General features: G+C 44.7%; 15 protein-coding genes and 1 pseudogene. 13 read left to right on the top strand and 3 right to left on the bottom strand.

The features are described from left to right. Window positions 1–6: 6 nt before the first annotated feature. From B5F25_RS05275 to B5F25_RS05230, 10 genes and pseudogenes are all read left to right on the top strand, one after another. Window positions 7–183 (top strand): annotated as a pseudogene (locus B5F25_RS05275) (DapH/DapD/GlmU-related protein); the annotation flags it as partial. 29 nt (window positions 184–212) lie between these two features. Continuing rightward, window positions 213–917, top strand: a complete 705-nt coding sequence (locus B5F25_RS05270) for a glycosyltransferase family 2 protein (RefSeq protein WP_087208936.1) — start codon at window positions 213–215, stop codon at window positions 915–917. Further along, window positions 914–1,609 (top strand): glycosyltransferase, encoded by a 696-nt coding sequence (locus tag B5F25_RS05265; RefSeq protein WP_087208938.1) that lies wholly within the window; start codon window positions 914–916, stop codon window positions 1,607–1,609. Before B5F25_RS05270 ends, B5F25_RS05265 begins: the two co-directional genes overlap by 4 nt. 11 nt (window positions 1,610–1,620) lie before the next feature. Next, window positions 1,621–2,217: a phosphoribosyltransferase gene (locus B5F25_RS05260; RefSeq protein WP_087208940.1), complete on the top strand. Its 597-nt coding sequence runs from the start codon at window positions 1,621–1,623 to the stop codon at window positions 2,215–2,217. After that, on the top strand, window positions 2,217–2,843 hold the full coding sequence (locus tag B5F25_RS05255; RefSeq protein ID WP_158100102.1) for an HAD family hydrolase: 627 nt from the start codon (window positions 2,217–2,219) through the stop codon (window positions 2,841–2,843). Before B5F25_RS05260 ends, B5F25_RS05255 begins: the two co-directional genes overlap by 1 nt. Before the next feature lie 18 nt (window positions 2,844–2,861). Further along, window positions 2,862–3,794 carry a ribose-phosphate pyrophosphokinase gene (locus B5F25_RS05250; RefSeq protein WP_087208944.1) on the top strand — a complete coding sequence of 311 codons (933 nt, stop codon included), beginning with the start codon at window positions 2,862–2,864 and terminating at the stop codon, window positions 3,792–3,794. A 16-nt stretch (window positions 3,795–3,810) separates the two neighbouring features. Beyond that, the gene (locus B5F25_RS05245) at window positions 3,811–4,827 is read left to right on the top strand and encodes an NAD(P)-dependent oxidoreductase (RefSeq protein ID WP_087208946.1); all 1,017 of its coding nucleotides are present in this window, start codon (window positions 3,811–3,813) and stop codon (window positions 4,825–4,827) included. Between the two features lie 34 nt (window positions 4,828–4,861). Continuing rightward, a complete protein-coding gene (gene gmd / locus B5F25_RS05240; protein ID WP_087208948.1) occupies window positions 4,862–5,953 on the top strand; it encodes a GDP-mannose 4,6-dehydratase in 1,092 nt (363 codons plus the stop codon). A gap of 97 nt (window positions 5,954–6,050) precedes the next feature. Then, entirely contained in the window at window positions 6,051–7,145 is a 1,095-nt protein-coding gene (locus tag B5F25_RS05235; RefSeq protein WP_087248106.1) for a GDP-L-fucose synthase, read from the top strand. A 401-nt stretch (window positions 7,146–7,546) separates the two neighbouring features. Beyond that, the gene (locus B5F25_RS05230; protein ID WP_087248104.1) at window positions 7,547–8,413 is read left to right on the top strand and encodes an Rpn family recombination-promoting nuclease/putative transposase; all 867 of its coding nucleotides are present in this window, start codon (window positions 7,547–7,549) and stop codon (window positions 8,411–8,413) included. Between the two features lie 248 nt (window positions 8,414–8,661). Here B5F25_RS05230 and clpB read toward each other — a convergent pair whose 3' ends face one another. Beyond that, window positions 8,662–11,250: an ATP-dependent chaperone ClpB gene (clpB, locus tag B5F25_RS05225; protein WP_022038597.1), complete on the bottom strand. Its 2,589-nt coding sequence runs from the start codon at window positions 11,248–11,250 to the stop codon at window positions 8,662–8,664. A 201-nt stretch (window positions 11,251–11,451) separates the two neighbouring features. Between clpB and B5F25_RS05220 the strand changes: the two genes are divergently transcribed. Beyond that, window positions 11,452–12,033 (top strand): DUF6621 family protein, encoded by a 582-nt coding sequence (locus B5F25_RS05220; protein ID WP_022038598.1) that lies wholly within the window; start codon window positions 11,452–11,454, stop codon window positions 12,031–12,033. A 12-nt stretch (window positions 12,034–12,045) separates the two neighbouring features. After that, complete coding sequence (locus B5F25_RS05215; RefSeq protein WP_022038599.1) at window positions 12,046–12,975, top strand: LysR substrate-binding domain-containing protein; 930 nt, start codon at window positions 12,046–12,048, stop codon at window positions 12,973–12,975. Window positions 12,976–13,064: 89 nt separating this feature from the next. Here B5F25_RS05215 and B5F25_RS05210 read toward each other — a convergent pair whose 3' ends face one another. Together B5F25_RS05210 and B5F25_RS05205 are read right to left on the bottom strand one after the other, a co-directional pair. Next, on the bottom strand, window positions 13,065–14,507 hold the full coding sequence (locus B5F25_RS05210) for a carbon starvation protein A (protein ID WP_087248102.1): 1,443 nt from the start codon (window positions 14,505–14,507) through the stop codon (window positions 13,065–13,067). Window positions 14,508–14,690: 183 nt separating this feature from the next. Next, the gene (locus B5F25_RS05205; protein ID WP_087208956.1) at window positions 14,691–15,767 is read right to left on the bottom strand and encodes a YeiH family protein; all 1,077 of its coding nucleotides are present in this window, start codon (window positions 15,765–15,767) and stop codon (window positions 14,691–14,693) included. 473 nt (window positions 15,768–16,240) lie between these two features. Here B5F25_RS05205 and B5F25_RS05200 point away from each other — a divergent pair, with 473 nt between their 5' ends. Further along, window positions 16,241–17,911, top strand: coding sequence for a M23 family metallopeptidase (locus tag B5F25_RS05200; RefSeq protein WP_087248100.1), 1,671 nt, complete (start codon window positions 16,241–16,243; stop codon window positions 17,909–17,911). Window positions 17,912–17,956: the final 45 nt, after the last annotated feature.

Raw genomic sequence — 17,956 nt, 5'->3', positions numbered from 1 at the left:
ACTTTTATAGAAGATGACGTTTTGATAGGAACAAGATGTATCATACTAAAAGGCGTCACTATTGGAGCACGAAGTATTATTGGCAGTGGGAGTGTAGTTACTCATGATATTCCACCTGATTCTATTGCAGCAGGAAACCCATGCAAAATTATAAGAGCTAATTACTCTACAATAACATCATGATTTGAAAATATCCTTAAAACATATTTTCTATGAAGAATATAATCTTTTCAGTTGTAACCACAACTTATAACGCAGAGACGACTTTAGAAGAAACAATTTTATCCGTCGTAAATCAAAAAAATGTCCAATTTGAATATATTGTAATTGACGGGAAAAGTACAGATAATACTGTCAATCTATTAAAGCAATACAAAGACAAAATTTCGTTTTGGATTTCAGAACCGGATAAAGGCATCTATGATGCTATGAATAAAGGATTACAACACGCTAATGGAGATTTCGTTATTTTTTTAGGAGCCGATGATCATTTCGCTTCGTTCAACACCTTAAATCAAGTAGCAAACCACATCACTTCCTTAAATAGTGTTTACTATGGAGATGTTTATAGAAATACACGAAATGATTTGTACAAAGGGAAATTCAATAAATACATTATCTCATTAGAAAATATTTGCCATCAATCCATTTTCTACCCAAAATGTGTTTACAAAAATCATTCTTATGATTTAGCATATAAAGTATATGCTGATTATATATACAACCTAACCATTTTCCCCACGCATCAGTTCCAATATATCCCTATAATGATTTCATATTATAATTATGAAGGATTTAGTTCGAAAAATCCTGATAAGGAATTTGAAAAGCATATAGATTCATTTATCAAACAACAAAATGGCATACTTGCTTGGCTTTTAAGAAAATGTTATTTACTATATAAAAAATTACGATGATTTCAGTCTGTCTTGCCACCTATAACGGTGCAAAATATTTAAAAGAACAATTGGACTCTATACTTATTCAATTGTCTGTAAATGATGAAATTATCATTTCAGATGATGGCAGCTCGGATGCTACATTTGAAATAATAGCTTCTTATAAGGATTCACGTATTAAGGTGTATCATAATCAAAATCATCATGGAGTGGTCCCAAATTTTGAAAACGCTTTAAAGCATGCTTTAGGAGATTACTTGTTTCTATGTGATCAAGATGATATCTGGTGTAGCGATAAAGTTGATAAATGTATAAAATCCCTTCAATCAAAGGACTTTGTCGTACATAATGCGTTAATTGTCAATACTAAAGGAGAATCTACAAATACAGATTATTTTACTTTAAGAAAAACGAAGTATGGTTACTTTCCCAATTTATGGAAAATGGGATATTTAGGATGCTGTATGGCTTTTCGACGAAAATGTTTGAAGGATATTTTACCATTTCCTAAGTCTATTTTATGGCATGATATGTGGATTGCCGCTATTCTTCATTTAAAATATAAAGGAATATTATTGTCAGACAACCTTATACATTATAGGCGTCATGATACAAATGCTTCTCCAACAACCCAACAAAGTCATTATAGTTGGGGATTTCGTTTCAACTATCGTTTCTATATATTCTATCATTCTTTGTTGAAATTCTAAAATAATTTACTATGAAAGTAATTACATTATTAGGCTCGGATTTCTCCGAGTCTTGCCTTTTATTGTCTCAAAAAATAGACAAGGAATATAATCCGGATTTAGTGATAGGAGTATTAACAGGAGGCGGATATGTAGGTCGTGAAATATTTAAGACTTTATCGGGAATGCCTGGCAGGAAGTATGCAGAGATTAAAATACAACGTCCTGATACAAAGCAGAAAGAAAATGGATTGCTAAAACTGGTCTTGAAATATTCTCCAACTTTTTTATTGAATTGGTTGAGAATGTTGGAGTCTGTTGTTTTAGAGAAAAAGGCTCGGAAGCATAATCCCAAACGTAGCGGAACAATTGCCATTCCCAATGACATTGACTCTTTCTTGAAAGAAAATCCCAAGAACATATTACTGGTAGATGACGCTATAGATTCGGGAGCAACCTTAAATCTGCTGAAAGAATATTTGGAATCGCATTATGATAATGTAGCAATAAAGATAGCAGTAATTACGGTCACAACTCCCCATCCGATAATTGACGCTGACTTTTTCTTGTACCATAATAGGGTGTTGGTACGTTTCCCATGGTCGAACGATGTAAAAAAGAAGCGGTGATGCAGAAAGCAATTGTAATAGATTTGGACGGTACATTATTGACAATCAATACATTCAAGAGTTATATCTTATTTGTAAGTAAGTTAGCTTGCAGAAAATGCCGGTTGGATATAGCCGTTGCCTTAGCCTTTTGGGTAGGTTTAAGGAAATGCCGTTTGACCAGTCACGAAAAGATGAAACGTCACATATTAAAACATTCGGCACATTTCATGAACCAGGAACGCTTGAATGACTTTGTTGACTCCATTTTACCTTTTCGGAACGGAAAAGTTTACGAATGCGCTTTGGCTTATCGCAAACAAGGCTTCTTTTTATGCCTGTCTACCGCTGCTCCTTGCAGTTATGCTTCTTTGATAGCTGAACGGCTGTCTTTTGATAGTGTCTGCGCTACTCCGATGCCTTCGCAGATACATAATTGGAAAGAAAATGTAAAGGAAATAAAATGTAAAAACACATTGAAACAATTAGAGAAACATCATCTGACATTAGATGTTCTAATGACAGACCATTATGATGACATACCTTTATTAAAAATAAAGAAATTGAAGAATATTGTTGTAAATCCAACGGCACATACCCTAGAAAAATTGGAAACAGAAAGCATCAATTTTGAACTTTTAAAATGAATATCCTATCTGATTATCATGGAAGAACCTTTTAAAATTTTTGCAGGAAGCAATTCAAAGTATCTTGCCGAAAAAATATGCAAAAGTTTGAGTTGTCCCTTAGGCAATATGAACATATTGCATTTTGCGGATGGTGAGTTTGCTGTCTCATTTGAGGAATCTATTCGAGGTAAACACGTATTTTTAGTCCAATCCACTTTCCCAACTTCGGACAACCTAATGGAATTGTTATTAATGATTGATGCTGCCAAGCGAGCATCAGCGAAACATATCATAGCTGTTATCCCCTATTTTGGCTGGGCACGTCAAGATCGGAAAGACAAGCCACGGGTTTCTATAGGTGCAAAGTTAGTGGCGGATATGTTAAGTGTGGCCGGCATTGACCGATTGATAACGATGGATTTGCACGCCGATCAAATACAAGGATTCTTTAATATTCCAGTAGATCATTTGTATGCGTCCAGCATTTTCCTTCCTTATATAAAAAAGCTAAATTTGGAGAAGCTCGTTATAGCCACTCCAGATGTAGGCGGTTCAAAACGTGCCAGTTTATATGCTAAATATTTGAATGTCCCTTTGGTGTTGGGACATAAGACACGCGAAAAAGCCAATGTTGTTTCGTCTATTCAGATTATAGGTGATGTAAAAGATAAAAATGTCATTCTGATTGATGATATGGTGGATACAGCCGGAACAATAGTACAAGCAGCTGATGTTATTAAATCGGCTGGAGCCATATCAGTGCGTGCTATGGCTTCTCATTGCGTTATGTCAGATCCTGCATCAAGACGCATACAGGATTCTGAATTGGACGAAATAGTTTTTACCGACAGTATTCCATTCTATAAAGAATGTAAAAAGGTAAAACAACTGACTGTAGCTGACATGTTTGCAGAGACAATCAGACGTGTTATGAGTCATGAGTCCATCAGCAATCAATATTTAATCTAAAAAAGATTTTAAGCATATGAATTATTTTATCACTGGCGGTACCGGATTTATCGGTACTCACCTCACCAAACTTTTGAAAGAAGTACATCCCGAAGCGAACATTTATAATCTGGACATTGTGGAACCGGGCACTCCGCTTCCTGCCGTAAAAGGTCATTACCGTTCTCCATTGAAGGAAGGAGAAACCTTAGCGTCCAAGTTTATTTATTGTGATGTGCGCAAGCCTATCAAGCTGGACGTGCCAGTATCGAGCGAGGACATCATCTTCAACTTTGCTGCGGTACACCGCACACCCGGACATCCCGATCGTGAGTATTTTGAAACGAATATCCGTGGAGCGGAAAATGTATGTGCTTTTGCAGAAAAGCACGGAATTAAGAAAATAGTTTTCACTAGTTCGATAGCTCCGTATGGTGCTGCTGAAGCATTGAAAGAAGAAACCACTCTGCCTACACCCAATACTCCGTATGGCATCTCGAAGCTGGTAGCGGAAAAGATTCATCAGATATGGCAAGCAAAGGATAGCGATAACAGGCAGCTGACCATTGTGCGTCCGGGTGTGGTGTTCGGAAAAGGCGAGAACGGGAACTTCACCCGGCTGTATTGGGGTATCCGCAAGCATACGTTTGCTTATCCGGGACGTAAGGATACCATCAAGGCATGCATTTATGTGAAAGAACTGGTACGCTTCATGCTGTATCGACTGGAACATCACGAGCAAGGAGTGGAATTGTATAACTGCTGTTACGAACCGGCTTATACAATAGAACACATTGTACAGGCTATGAAGAAAATAACAGGGTTGACGCAGTTCGTACCTTATATTCCGAACGCCTTGATTATGCCTGCCGCTTACATCGCCCAATGTTTGGGAAGCCCGATGGGTATCTGTCCGGCACGGGTGAAGAAGCTCCAGATATCCACCAATATTTGTGGCAAGAAGTTTGCCGCTTCGGGCTATCCTTTCCATTACACGTTTGAAGAAGCCATTGCTGACTGGTTTGCAGACAATGACAAGCAATGTTTAGAATAACTCCTATAAAAATCAAAAATAGATTTCATATACAATGAGAAAAGTGGCATTAATCACCGGTATCACCGGACAGGACGGCTCTTATTTAGCCGAGTTTTTATTAGAAAAAGGATATGACGTACACGGCACCATCCGCCGTTCATCGGTGGACTATCGTGAGCGTATCGCCCATTTGGAAGGGCTTCCGCATTTTCACTTGCATTATGCAGACTTGGGGGATTCGATGAGCATCATACAGGTGATGAACAAGATACGTCCTACCGAAGTGTATAACCTTGCCGCCCAAAGCCATGTGCAGGTCAGTTTCGATTCGCCGGAATTTACTTGCGACGTGGATGCTACGGGAGTGCTTCGTATCCTGGAAGCCATCCGCCAGTGTGGTCTTGCTGATACCTGCCGCATGTATCAGGCTTCCACTTCGGAACTGTATGGCAAGGTGGAGGAAGTGCCGCAGAACGAGAATACGCCTTTCCATCCTTACAGCCCGTATGCCGTGGCAAAACTATACGGTTATTGGATTGTGAAGGAATATCGTGAGGCATATAACATGTTCTGCTGTTCGGGCATTCTGTTCAACCACGAAAGCGAACGGCGTGGCGAGACTTTCGTGACACGCAAGATTACGCTTGCTGCCGCACGCATCAAGCAGGGCAAGCAGGAGAAACTGTATTTGGGTAACCTGTCTTCACTTCGTGACTGGGGATATGCCAAGGACTACGTGGAATGTATGTGGCTTATCCTGCAAAATGACAAGCCTGAAGATTTCGTTATCGCAACGGGTAAGCAGCATAGCGTGCGCGAGTTCTGTTACGAGGCATTCAAGCACGTAGGCATCGAACTGGAGTTCCAAGGTGAAGGCATTGATGAGAAAGGCATAGATAAGGATACCGGCAAGGTGCTGGTAGAGGTGTCGCCCGACTTCTTCCGTCCGACGGATGTGGTGAACTTATGGGGAGACCCGACTAAGGCGAAGGCTGAATTGGGTTGGAACCCAGAAAAGACTACATTTAAAGAATTGGTAAAACTCATGGTAGATGCCGATATGGCAAAGGTAGCCGCTGAGGATGCCGGACAGAAGGTACGCACCAACCTTGCCGAATATTTAGAGAAAGGAATAGTTAAATAAGGCAGCGAGGTTTCTGGTGACAAGTTGACAAGGTTCTGAATAGTTTTGTCAAAGCCTGGTCACCTGAAACCTTGTTTACTAGTCAACTTAAAGAAGCATGTTAGACAAATCAGCAAAAATATATGTGGCGGGACATCACGGACTGGTGGGTTCGGCCATTTGGAATAATCTCTTGCAGAGAGGATATACAAACCTTGTAGGACGCAGTCATAAAGAACTGGATTTATTGGACGGCACTGCCGTAAAGCGTTTCTTCGATGAGGAACAGCCTGACGCCGTGGTATTGGCAGCGGCACATGTCGGCGGCATCATAGCAAACCTGCAATACCGCGCGGATTTCATTTACCAGAACCTGCAAATACAGCAGAACGTTATCGGCGAGAGCTTCCGCCACCATGTGAAGAAGCTGCTGTTCTTGGGAAGCACTTGCATCTATCCGCGTGAGGCTCCCCAGCCGATGAAAGAAGAAGTGCTCCTCACCTCTCCTTTGGAATACACCAACGAGCCGTATGCCATCGCCAAGATAGCCGGACTGAAGATGTGCGAGAGCTTCAACCTGCAATACGGTACGAACTACATTGCCGTAATGCCTACCAACCTGTATGGGCCGAATGACAACTTCCACTTGGAGAACAGCCACGTTCTTCCGGCAATGATACGCAAGGTCTATCTTGCCAAATGCCTGAACGAAGGAAACTGGGATGCCGTGCGCAAGGACATCGACTTGCGTCCGGTGGAAGGCGTGAACGGCAGGAATACTGATGAAGAGATATTGGAGAAGTTGGCGAAGTTCGGCATCACACCCGAAGCTGTCATATTATGGGGAACAGGCAAGCCCCTGCGTGAGTTCCTGTGGAGTGAAGAAATGGCAGATGCCAGTGTACATGTATTGTTGAACGTAGACTTCAAAGACACCTATAAAGAGGGTGATAAGGAAATCCGCAACTGTCACATCAACGTAGGTACAGGAAAAGAACTGAGCATAAAAGAGCTTGCCGAAAAGATTGTGAAAGAAATCGGTTTCAAGGGAGAGCTGCGCTGGGATGCCACAAAACCGGACGGAACGATGCGCAAGCTGACCGACGTAACGAAGCTTCATAACTTGGGCTGGCATCATAAAGTGGAGATAGACGAAGGCATCCACCGCCTGTATGAATGGTACTTGAAAGGGATTTGCATCAATCACCAATAAGCGTTCAAAACTGACGTATTGCCCGTTCAGATAGATGTGCCTACCTTCGCACTGTAAACATTAAAATTATAGTGATATGTACAGCAGTGAAGATTTTGAAAGGCTTTTCATCCGTTACAAGAGTGAGGCCTACCCGAAGGGGGAGAGCATCCAGATGTTCTGTCACAGGAACAATGCTCCTATAGTTTAGTTGAGAAATGGTACAAACCCATAAGTCACTGTGCTGTAAAAGTGAAAACTTTAGAAACTTCATTATATACAAATTTGTGAATCTCCCCAAGTATTCCTATCTTTGTAAACAGACAAGTCTGTGAGATTTGTAAATCTTATGTTTTTTAGTTCTTAAGCTGGAATCGAAGAAACGAGGGCTTGCCTGCATCTTTAACTAAAAAATTGTCCTTATGCAAAAGAATTCTTATATACGGTTTGATTGGGCCATCAAAAGGCTGTTGAGAGACAAGGCTAATTTCAGCGTGCTGGAAGGATTGCTGACTGTGCTTTTGTGTGAAGAAATTCGTATAAAAGAGATTATAAAAGATGAGAAAGCCTATTGCGTATGGGACGATGCTCAAACAGACCGGATAGATATTAAGGCCAAAGACAAGAAAGGGGATGATATCGTGATTCGCATTCAGAACATGCGTAAGCTTTATTATCTGGAACGCATACGGTTTGGTACACCTGCTTTTGCGAAGCATATTTATCAAGAGGTAAATAAAGTATATTTAGTCAGTATCCTTTATTTCGATTTAGGGAAGGGTAATGATTATCTGTATCACGGGCAGAACCGTTTTATCGGCGTACATACGAATGATGAACTGCTAATTACAGCAAAAGAGGAAGGTGCTATAATCCAGAAGCTTCCCCAAGAGGTTTTCCCTGAATATTACCTGATACGGGTGAACGAGTTTAACCAAGTGGCAAAAACGCCTTTGGAAGAGTGGGTGAAATATCTTAAAACAGGTATTATTGATCCGGATACAACAGCGCCCGGCTTACCTGAAGCGCGGGAAAAGCTTCGTTATTATGATATGTCGCCAGAAGAACGGCATGAATATGACGAACATGTCAATGCCATCATGATTCAAAATGACGTGCTGAATACAGCAAAATTGGAAGGTCATGCAGAAGGACGTGCAGAAGGACGTGCAGAAGGACGTGCAGAAGGTAAATTAGAAGATGCCAGAAACCTGAAACAACTGGGAGTGTCGATTGATATTATAGCCCAAGCTACCGGACTTAGCCTGGAAGAAATAGCAGAGCTTTAAAAAGACATTTCCCTAAATTTCGGGAGCATCTCAAAAACTATCTTCTATGTATGAGGCACAATTAGCTCACTCCAATTGTAAAAAAAATAAATGTTCGCATTTTCTTAATTTGCTTGAAAAGACAAACCCACCGTCAAGTTCGAAATAGAAAGAGGCCGTCTCTTGGTGGTGAGACAGCCTCTTTTGCTTTATTGAAAATGGTAATCCTGTTTTTACCAACCTTGTGGATAAAGCATTATTGATATTTTTCAGTTGCGGAACTTCAGACCGTCGGCATTGCGTTCTACCACAATTGGTTTCGTGCGGTCGACTTCCTGAGCCAGCAGTTTCTTCGACAAATCATTGAGCAGGTAACGCTGGATGGCACGCTTGACCGGACGTGCACCGAATTCGGGGTCGAATCCTGCCGTAGCAAGGAACTCGACGGCTTCGTCGGTCATCTGCAGCGTTACGCCATTGTCGGCAAGCATCTTCTGTATGCCGTTGATTTGCAGGCGTACAATCTGCTTGATTTGGTCTTTATCCAACGGCTGGAACATGATGATTTCATCGATACGGTTCAAGAACTCCGGACGGATGGTCTTTTTCAGCATCTCCATCACTTCTTTCTTGGTGTCTTCTACAATCTGGTCATGGTTCTGGTCGTTAATCTTCTCAAACTGACTTTGTATGTATGAGCTTCCCAAGTTGGAGGTCATGATGATGATGGTGTTCTTGAAGTTCACCGTACGTCCCTTATTGTCCGTCAGACGTCCGTCGTCCAATACCTGAAGCAGAATATTGAAGACATCAGGGTGCGCTTTCTCGATTTCATCGAACAGTACGACCGAGTAAGGTTTCCGGCGCACGGCTTCGGTCAGCTGACCGCCCTCGTCATAACCTACGTATCCCGGAGGCGCACCAATCAGACGCGAGACGGTATGTTTCTCCTGATACTCACTCATGTCAATACGGGTCATCAGCGATTCGTCATCGAACAGGTATTCTGCCAGTGCCTTTGCCAGTTCGGTCTTACCTACACCGGTGGTGCCAAGGAAGATGAACGAGCCGATGGGGCGTTTCGGGTCTTGCAGTCCTGCACGGCTCCGGCGTACGGCGTCTGCTACGGCTTCGATGGCTTCGTCTTGTCCGATAACACGTTTGTGCAGTTCGTCTTCCAGATGGAGCAGCTTGTCGCGTTCGCTTTGCAGCATCTTGCTTACCGGTATTCCCGTCCAGCGCGATACTACATCGGCTATATCCTCGGCAGTTACCTCTTCCTTAATCATGGCGTTGTCGCCCTGCTTTTTCTTCAGGTCTTCCTGGATGCTCTTGATTTCGTTTTCCAATGCCTGAAGTTTTCCGTATCGGATTTCTGCCACTTTTCCGTAGTCGCCTTCACGTTCGGCACGGTCGGCTTCGAACTTCAATTGCTCGATTTCCTTCTTGTTCTGCTGTATCTTGTTCACCAGTTCCTTCTCGCTCTGCCATTTGGCTTTGTATGAAGTGTCTTGTTCCTTGAGTTCGGCTATTTCCTTGTTCAGCTGGGCAAGTTTGGCTTCATCCTTTTCCCGCTTGATGGCTTCGCGCTCGATTTCCAGTTGTTTCAACCGGCGTTCGATTTCGTCCAGCTCTTCGGGAAGCGAATCACGCTCCATACGGAGTTTTGCGGCTGCCTCGTCCATCAGGTCGATAGCCTTATCGGGCAAGAAACGGTCGGTGATGTAACGGTTGCTCAGTTCCACGGCGGCAATGATGGCTTCGTCTTTGATACGCACTTGGTGGTGGTTCTCGTAACGCTCCTTCAAGCCACGCAGGATAGAGATAGAGCTTGCCGTGTCGGGTTCGTCCACCATGACGGTCTGGAACCTACGCTCCAAGGCTTTATCCTTTTCGAAATACTTCTGGTATTCGTCAAGGGTAGTGGCACCGATGCTCCGCAGTTCGCCACGTGCCAATGCCGGTTTCAGGATATTGGCTGCATCCATGGCACCTTCACCTTTTCCTGCACCTACCAGTGTGTGGATTTCATCGATGAACAGGATGATGTTTCCCTCTGATTTCTTCACCTCGTTGATAACCGATTTCAGCCGCTCTTCGAATTCGCCTTTATATTTGGCACCGGCAATCAGCGCACCCATATCCAGTGAGTAGAGCTGTTTGTTCTTCAGGTTTTCGGGCACGTCACCACGCAGGATACGTTGGGCAAGCCCTTCTACAATAGCGGTCTTACCGGTACCCGGCTCACCAATCAGAATCGGGTTGTTCTTCGTACGCCGGCTTAATATCTGAAGCACACGGCGGATTTCCTCGTCACGTCCGATTACGGGGTCGAGTTTTCCGGTACGGGCTGCCTCAATCAGGTTGATGGCATACTTGTTCAGTGACTGGTAGGTATCTTCGCTCGATTGCGAAGTTACTTTCTGTCCTTGCCGCAGTTCGCTGATGGCTGCACGCAGTTCCTTGTCGGTCAGTCCGGCATCCTTCAGCATGGTGGAAACGGTGCTCTTCACATTCAGCAGGGCGAGCAGCAGCGCTTCCAGTGATACATACTCGTCACCTAATCCTTTCGAGTATTCGATGGCTTTCTGCAATACCTCGTTTGCATCACGGCTCAGGTAGGGTTCGCCTCCCGATACCTTCGGCAGAGAAGCAATCTGCCTGTCGAGTACCGTTTCGATTTGTTGGCCGTTGATGCCCAGTTTCTGGAAAATGAAGTTTGTCACATTTTCTCCTACTTTCAGCACCCCTGCCATCAAATGTTCTGGCTCGATGGCTTGCTGTCCGCGGCTTTGTACCAGATTGACCGCTTCTTGCACAGCTTCTTGCGATTTGATTGTAAAGTTGTTAAAGTTCATATTGTATTCTCCTTTTTGTTTCTTAGTAAATGAATTACGACTACTATTCATCAAATTCTTTGCCAAACGGCAAGAAGAGTGTATATATGTCTACATGTCAGATGTTTACGTCGGGTTTCTGCAATATTGTCCGTTCTTTGTACAAATTGTCAGTAAAGTTTTCGTATCTTTACTCCCAAAACCGTTAGATAGTTTGGATATATGGAAAAGAAGATACCTTTCGACCCGGTGGTGATGCTGATTGACGCGTCTTATCTTGACCGTGTGGGAAATGATTTGAAAGCGCATTTTGCCCCGATATTGAAGCGTGAGTTGCCAAAAGCTGATTTGGCTGTACTGTTGGAATGTCTTGCCTTAGATGCTGGTGTATCCTTAGGTGAAACGAAAGTACAGGTAATCTTTGTTTATGATGCTGAGGGGAAGCGCTTCTCGTTTTGTGCTCCTGCTGATTTGGAAAAAGAAATTCATTCGATGGCATTTAAGAGTCAGTTGGGAGAATTCTCGCTTTATGCTTTCCAGCCGTCTGGATTGGCTACGCGCGAAGATTTGTTTGCCGAGTCGTTCCAGTTGATGGCAGAGTCGAAAGATGTGCGGCATATCATTGCCGTTCCGGATGAAGACGGATATGGTAGCCGTCTGAGCGACTATATAAATAAGGTGGAAAAGAAAGATCCGGTTACGGTGTTCGGCATGAATCCACCTGTTTATTCGGGAAACTTTACATTCGAAATGTTGGGATTTGCCATACTTCAGGCATTGGGCATCCGTGCCGATGAATTATGATGGGAAGAAGGTATGTCTGATTTTCGTTTGAAAGTTTTTTATGCGGTGGCCAAGAACCTGAGTTTTACCAAGGCATCGCAGGAACTGTTTGTCAGCCAGCCTGCCATAACCAAGCATATTCACGAATTGGAGAGTCTTTATCAGGTGCGCTTGTTCAACCGGTTGGGCAACAAGATCTCCCTTACCGAGGCAGGGCGTGTGCTGTTGGAGTATAGTGAACGGATTCTTGCTGAATACCGCAGGTTGGATTATAGCATGCATTTGTTGCATAACGAGTATAGCGGACAGTTGCGTTTGGGAGCCAGCACCACCATTGCCCAATATGTTCTTCCGCCTATTCTTGCCGAATATACTCGTCAATATCCGAAAATCAAGCTGACATTGATTGAAACCAATTCGCGTAATGTAGAGCAGGCATTGCAAGAACATAGCATTGATTTGGGAATGGTAGAAGGGGTGTTTCGTCTGCCTAATTTGCGTTATGAAGCTTTTTTGTGTGATGAATTGGTTCCGGTTTCGTCTATTCAGGAAGGAGGAGAGCCGGAAGAGGAAATTTCGTTTGAAGAATTCAGGCAGATTCCTTTGATTCTCCGTGAGCGTGGTTCGGGCACGCTGGATGCCATCGAAGCCGTCTTGGCAGAAAAGGGAGTGAAACTTTCTTCGCTCAATGTACGGATGCACTTGGGAAGTACCGAAGGCATCAAGTCTTTCTTGAAGCACAGTCCTTGTCTGGGCATTGTTTCAATATTTGCTATTCGCCGGGAATTGGAAGAGAATGTGTTTCGAATTACCGACATTGCAGGCTTGCGTTTCCAGCGTCAGTTCTGTTTCGTGTCTCAGCAAGGGCAGGAAGATGGAACGGCACTTAATTTCATTCATTTTGTTTTCCGTTATTTGCAGGAACACCGGATTCCCGGACGCATAAAAGGCGGAACAAAATGACTCTGCCTTTCTTTGAAAGATATACAGAAGTACCCTGAAGGTCCAATTATAGGTTTGCTAAAGTCTTCAGTGTACTTCTGTGGTAATGATTAGTTGTGCATGGACTTGCCTGCTGATGTTTTCCATATAGCAAAGAGCAATCCCGATATGATGAAAGCGGCTATAGCCGAGATGTAGCCTACGATAGTTGGCAAGCCGAAACTATCCTTGGAAATGAGCAGGAACGAAAGGCAGACCGCCGTCATGAACATGGCAGGAAGAAGCGTAATCCAATAATTTTTCTTCTTCCGTACCAGGTAAACGGTTATTGTCCAAAGCGTGAATACCGCTAATGTTTGGTTAGCCCATCCGAAATAATTCCATATCACGTTGAATCCGTCTGCATCGGCAATGTTATACCATAATAGCGCTAAGGTGACTCCGAATACGGGGATGCAAATGTAGATGCGTTTGCGTATGGAGTGTTGTTCCAAGTGCAGGAATTCGGCAATGATAAGCCGGGCACTGCGCAGGGCTGTATCGCCGCTGGTGATAGGGGCGGCTACTACTCCCAATATTGCCAGGGCGCCGCCGAATACTCCCAGCCATCCTTGAGATACGGTGGTAACGACTTCGGGCGCTTGCAGGGTAGCCGGCACGCCTAACTCTCCGGCAGCACCTCCATAAAAGAAGTACATCGATACGGTGGCCCATATCAGAGCAACTACTCCTTCGGTTATCATGGCTCCATAGAACAAGGGGCGTCCTTGGCGTTCACTCTTGATGCACCGTGCCATAAGCGGGCTTTGGGTGGCATGGAAACCGCTGATGGCTCCGCAGGCAATAGTGATGAACAGGCAGGGGAATATGGTTCCTGAAGCCGGATTCATGTTCGTAAGCCCATCGGTCAGTTCGGGTAGGGAAGGCCATTTGATAAAGAGCACGCCCATTAAGGCGATTGCCATAAACAGCATGGCTATGGCAAAAATCGGATAGATGCGTCCGATAATCTTATCGATGGGCAGCATGGTGGCAAGGAAGTAATAGGCGAAAATGATGAGGCACCAGATGTACACCCACGTTAGCGAATCGCTGCAAAGTTTTCCTAAAATGATAGCAGGGCTATAAACGAATACGGCACCTACCATTAATAAAAGGAATACGGAGAAAACCAGCATTACTTTCTTGGTGCGGCCGCCCAGATAAGCGCCTACCAGTTCGGGCAATCCGGCTCCGCCATGGCGCATGGAGAGCATGCCGCTTAAATAATCGTGCACGGCTCCGGCAAAGATGCAGCCTAATACAATCCACAGGTAAGCGGAAGGACCGAACTTGGCTCCCATGATGGCACCGAAGATAGGGCCTGTTCCGGCAATGTTCAGGAATTGAATCATAAAAATCTTCCATCCGGGAAGTACCACGTAATCGACCCCGTCCGCCATGCTGACCGCAGGGGTAGGGCGGTCATCGGGAGCAAATATACGCTCTACGATACGCCCATAAATGAGATAGCCCGCTACGAGGGCTATCAGGCTCAACACAAATGTTATCATAGTTTTTCAGTAATTAAATTGTTTCATATTGTAACAAATCGCTGCAAAACTACGAATAATTCTTTAAATATGATTGGTTTTGCTATTGAAAAAACGAAGAAACGCAGATTTGCATGGATCTTTTTATTATTTATCCATGTAAATCTGCGCTAATCTGTGTTTAAATCGTTTCTTTGTGAGACATCACATCAACGCCGGAACCAGCCATTTCGTGAGCAGGTATCCGCCTCCCACCAGCCATACATATAATAATCCGGCAAGAAGGAACGGTTTGGCGCCCGCTTGCTTGAACTTCTCGATGCTGGTATCTGTGCCCAGTGCCGTCATCGCCATGGTCAGCATAAAGGTATCGATGTATTCGATGGCGCCGTTCAGCGGGATTTCCTTTACACTCTCTACACCTAATATATATTGTAGGAAAGAGTTGAGGCAGATGATGCCGATAAATCCGAAGGCAAACCAGGGGATGGTGATTTTGCTTTTACCCGAGGTGCTTCCGGTTTCAGCCGACTTGCGTTTGGCAAGTGCGAAACTCATGATAACCAATACCGGGGCAAGCATCATGACGCGAATCATCTTGGTGATGGTGGCTGTACCGGCTATGCCCAAGGCATCGGTCGGGTCCATGGCATTGCCGGCTCCGGCTACGTGTGCCACTTCGTGAAGTGTGCTTCCGGTATAGATAGCCGTACCGATGTTCCCTAATGCGTCCAGTAATCCGGCGCGGTACATAATCGGGTATAAGAACATGGAAATGGTACCGAAGATAACGACCGTAGATACTGCAATGGCGGTTTTATGCCCTTCACATTTCACCACCGGTTCGGCTCCCAATACTGCTGCCGCACCGCAAATGGCACTTCCCGTAGCGGTCATGAGCGAAGTGTCCTTGTCCATTTTCAAGGCACGTCCCAGCCATACGCCCAGTCCGATGGTGCCAGCCACGATGAGGGTATCAATGAGGATGGCGGGAAGCCCTACCGCTACTACTTGCGTAAGGGTCAGACGAAAACCGTAAAGCACGATGCCGGCACGCAGGATTTGCTTGGTGCAGAACTTGATGCCCGGTACCCATGTCTCTGGCAACCGGTTCCGTAAGCTGTTGGCATACAGCATGCCTAATATGATACCGACGATAAGCGGGCTGAATGAGAGATTTCTGACAAATGGGATTTCTGAGATGTAGAATGCTGCAAATGAGAAGAGGGCAATGAGCAGGATTCCGTGTAGAGTGTTTCCTCTGTTTCCTTTTTCGAACATATCGCAATAATGTTTTAAAGTGGTTATACTTTTTCTAATGCACCGCAAAGGTAAGATATTATTGTCGACAGACCTATTGAAAAATATTTATCTGCTATAACTTGTAGTAATAACGAGAAAAATGTTCGCTTGTTTGTTACAAGTAGAAGAAAGAGATTCTCTACTTGTAACATTCATGCGTTAAAGTCATCATCACAGATATCATCATCCGCTCAGAAGGGGGAGCAATCATAACTGTTTCCCTTCCTATTCTGTTTGCTATAATTATATGTAATCCTATTGAAAACAAGTAAAAATGTAAAGAGAATCTTGGTATTAGGAAAGGTCACAAGTTTCCTTTTCGGAATCATCCGAAGGTTCACAAATATAAGAAAAAAATGAATAGATGACAAATTTCATGTGGCGTTTTTACAGGGAAATTGTATATTTGTTCCCGATTTTAGATAATGAATAAAAATAGCAGATAGATTCAGATGAGAAAACATCTATTATTGACATTATTGATACTGGCTTGGGGGGCGATGTTGTCCTTGCAAGGACAGAATAGGATGCAGCCGGACTTCTGTTCGCCTTTCGATTTCCCGCTTTTGCTGAGCGCGAACTTTGGTGAATTGCGTCCCAATCATTTCCATAACGGTTTGGACATCAAGACCGGAGGCGTGACAGGAAAACCTATTTACAGTGTAGCGGAAGGCTATGTGTCGCGCGTCATGGTGCTGCATGGCGGATATGGGCAAGCTTTGTTCGTGACCCATCCCAACGGATTCACTTCGGTATACGGACATGTGGTTTCGTTCGCTCCGAAGATTCAGGAATATGTCCGTAAGTATCAGTACGAACATGAGACGTTCGTATGCGACATCCGCATCGAGCCGGATGTGCTTCCCATAGAAAAGGGAGAAATGATTGCGTTGAGCGGAAACGAAGGCTCATCGGCAGGGCCGCACCTGCACCTGGAGTTGCGCCGGAACGATAACGGGGATTATGTCGACCCCATGCCTTACTTCCGGAAATACCTGAAGGATGACCGTCCGCCCGTGGCAAGCCTGATAGGGCTTTATCCCGTAAAGGGCAGGGGAGTGGTAGACGGAAGTTCCCGGCGCAAGCTGGTAGGGGATGGAAACCTGAAACAACGCTTTACGGCATGGGGAGAAATCTATACGGGCATTGCCGCTAAGGATTACATGAGCGGGACTTCCAATTTCTATGGCGTGCATTCGGTGACGCTTTATGTCGATTCGGTACAGGTTTTCCGGAGCGTCACCGATGAAGTTTCGGCAAATGAGAACCGGATGATAAACAGCTTTATCGATTATGGAGAGTACGCGAAAACCCGCCGGCTCGTCATGCGTTCGTATAAGGCTCCGGGCAATAGCTTGCGTTTATTGGAGACGGATGACGCAAGAGGCATCGTGACGATAGACGAGGAGCGTGATTATCATTTCCGGTATGTGCTGGAGGATAATTTCGGAAACAAGCGTTCATACCGTTTCACGGTGTTGGGAAAGCGGCAGGACATCCCTGCTTACGAGCCTCAGGCCAAGTGGATGTTGCGTTGGAACCAGACCAATGTCGTACAGGAACCGGGCATGAACCTGATTGTTCCGAAAGCCATGGTGTATGAAGATACCGAACTGGATACCCGTGTGGTGAGTGATAGTGGGAATATCTCGTTCGACTATGTACTTGATGCGGGACCTGCACCTTTGCATGGCTTTTGCCCGTTGGAAATAGGCGTGCGCCGTTTGCCCGTAGCAGACACCACGAAATATTACATCGAGCAACGGGTGGGCAAGTGGAAAGCATCGGTGGGAGGAACATACGCCAACGGTTGGGTAAAGGCAACCGTCCGTACGCTCGGTACATTTTCGGTACAGATAGATACGGTCGCTCCACGCATTACTCCCTTGGGAAGAGGCACTTGGCGTACGAACCGCAACATACGTTTCCGGGTGAGCGATGCGCAGACTGGGATTGCTTCGTATAAGGTTTATGTCGACGGAGAGTTTGTATTGTTCGGGCTGAAGAAAGGCATCTTGGTCATTCAAGACCCTGAGCGGATAAAGAAAGGCGTGGCTCACCGGCTGGAAGTCATCGTGAAAGACGGATGCGGGAACGAGGCACGAGAGGAATATGAATTCTGAATATAGGTGCGCGAGCCGATGCATATACGTCCGTCGGCTGATGCA

Origin of the sequence: Bacteroides sp. An19, from assembly GCF_002160215.1 — a bacterium.
GTDB lineage: Bacteria > Bacteroidota > Bacteroidia > Bacteroidales > Bacteroidaceae > Phocaeicola > Phocaeicola intestinalis.
The sequence above is the reverse complement of the archived record's forward strand: the minus strand, read 5'-3'. Positions and strand labels throughout refer to the sequence as shown.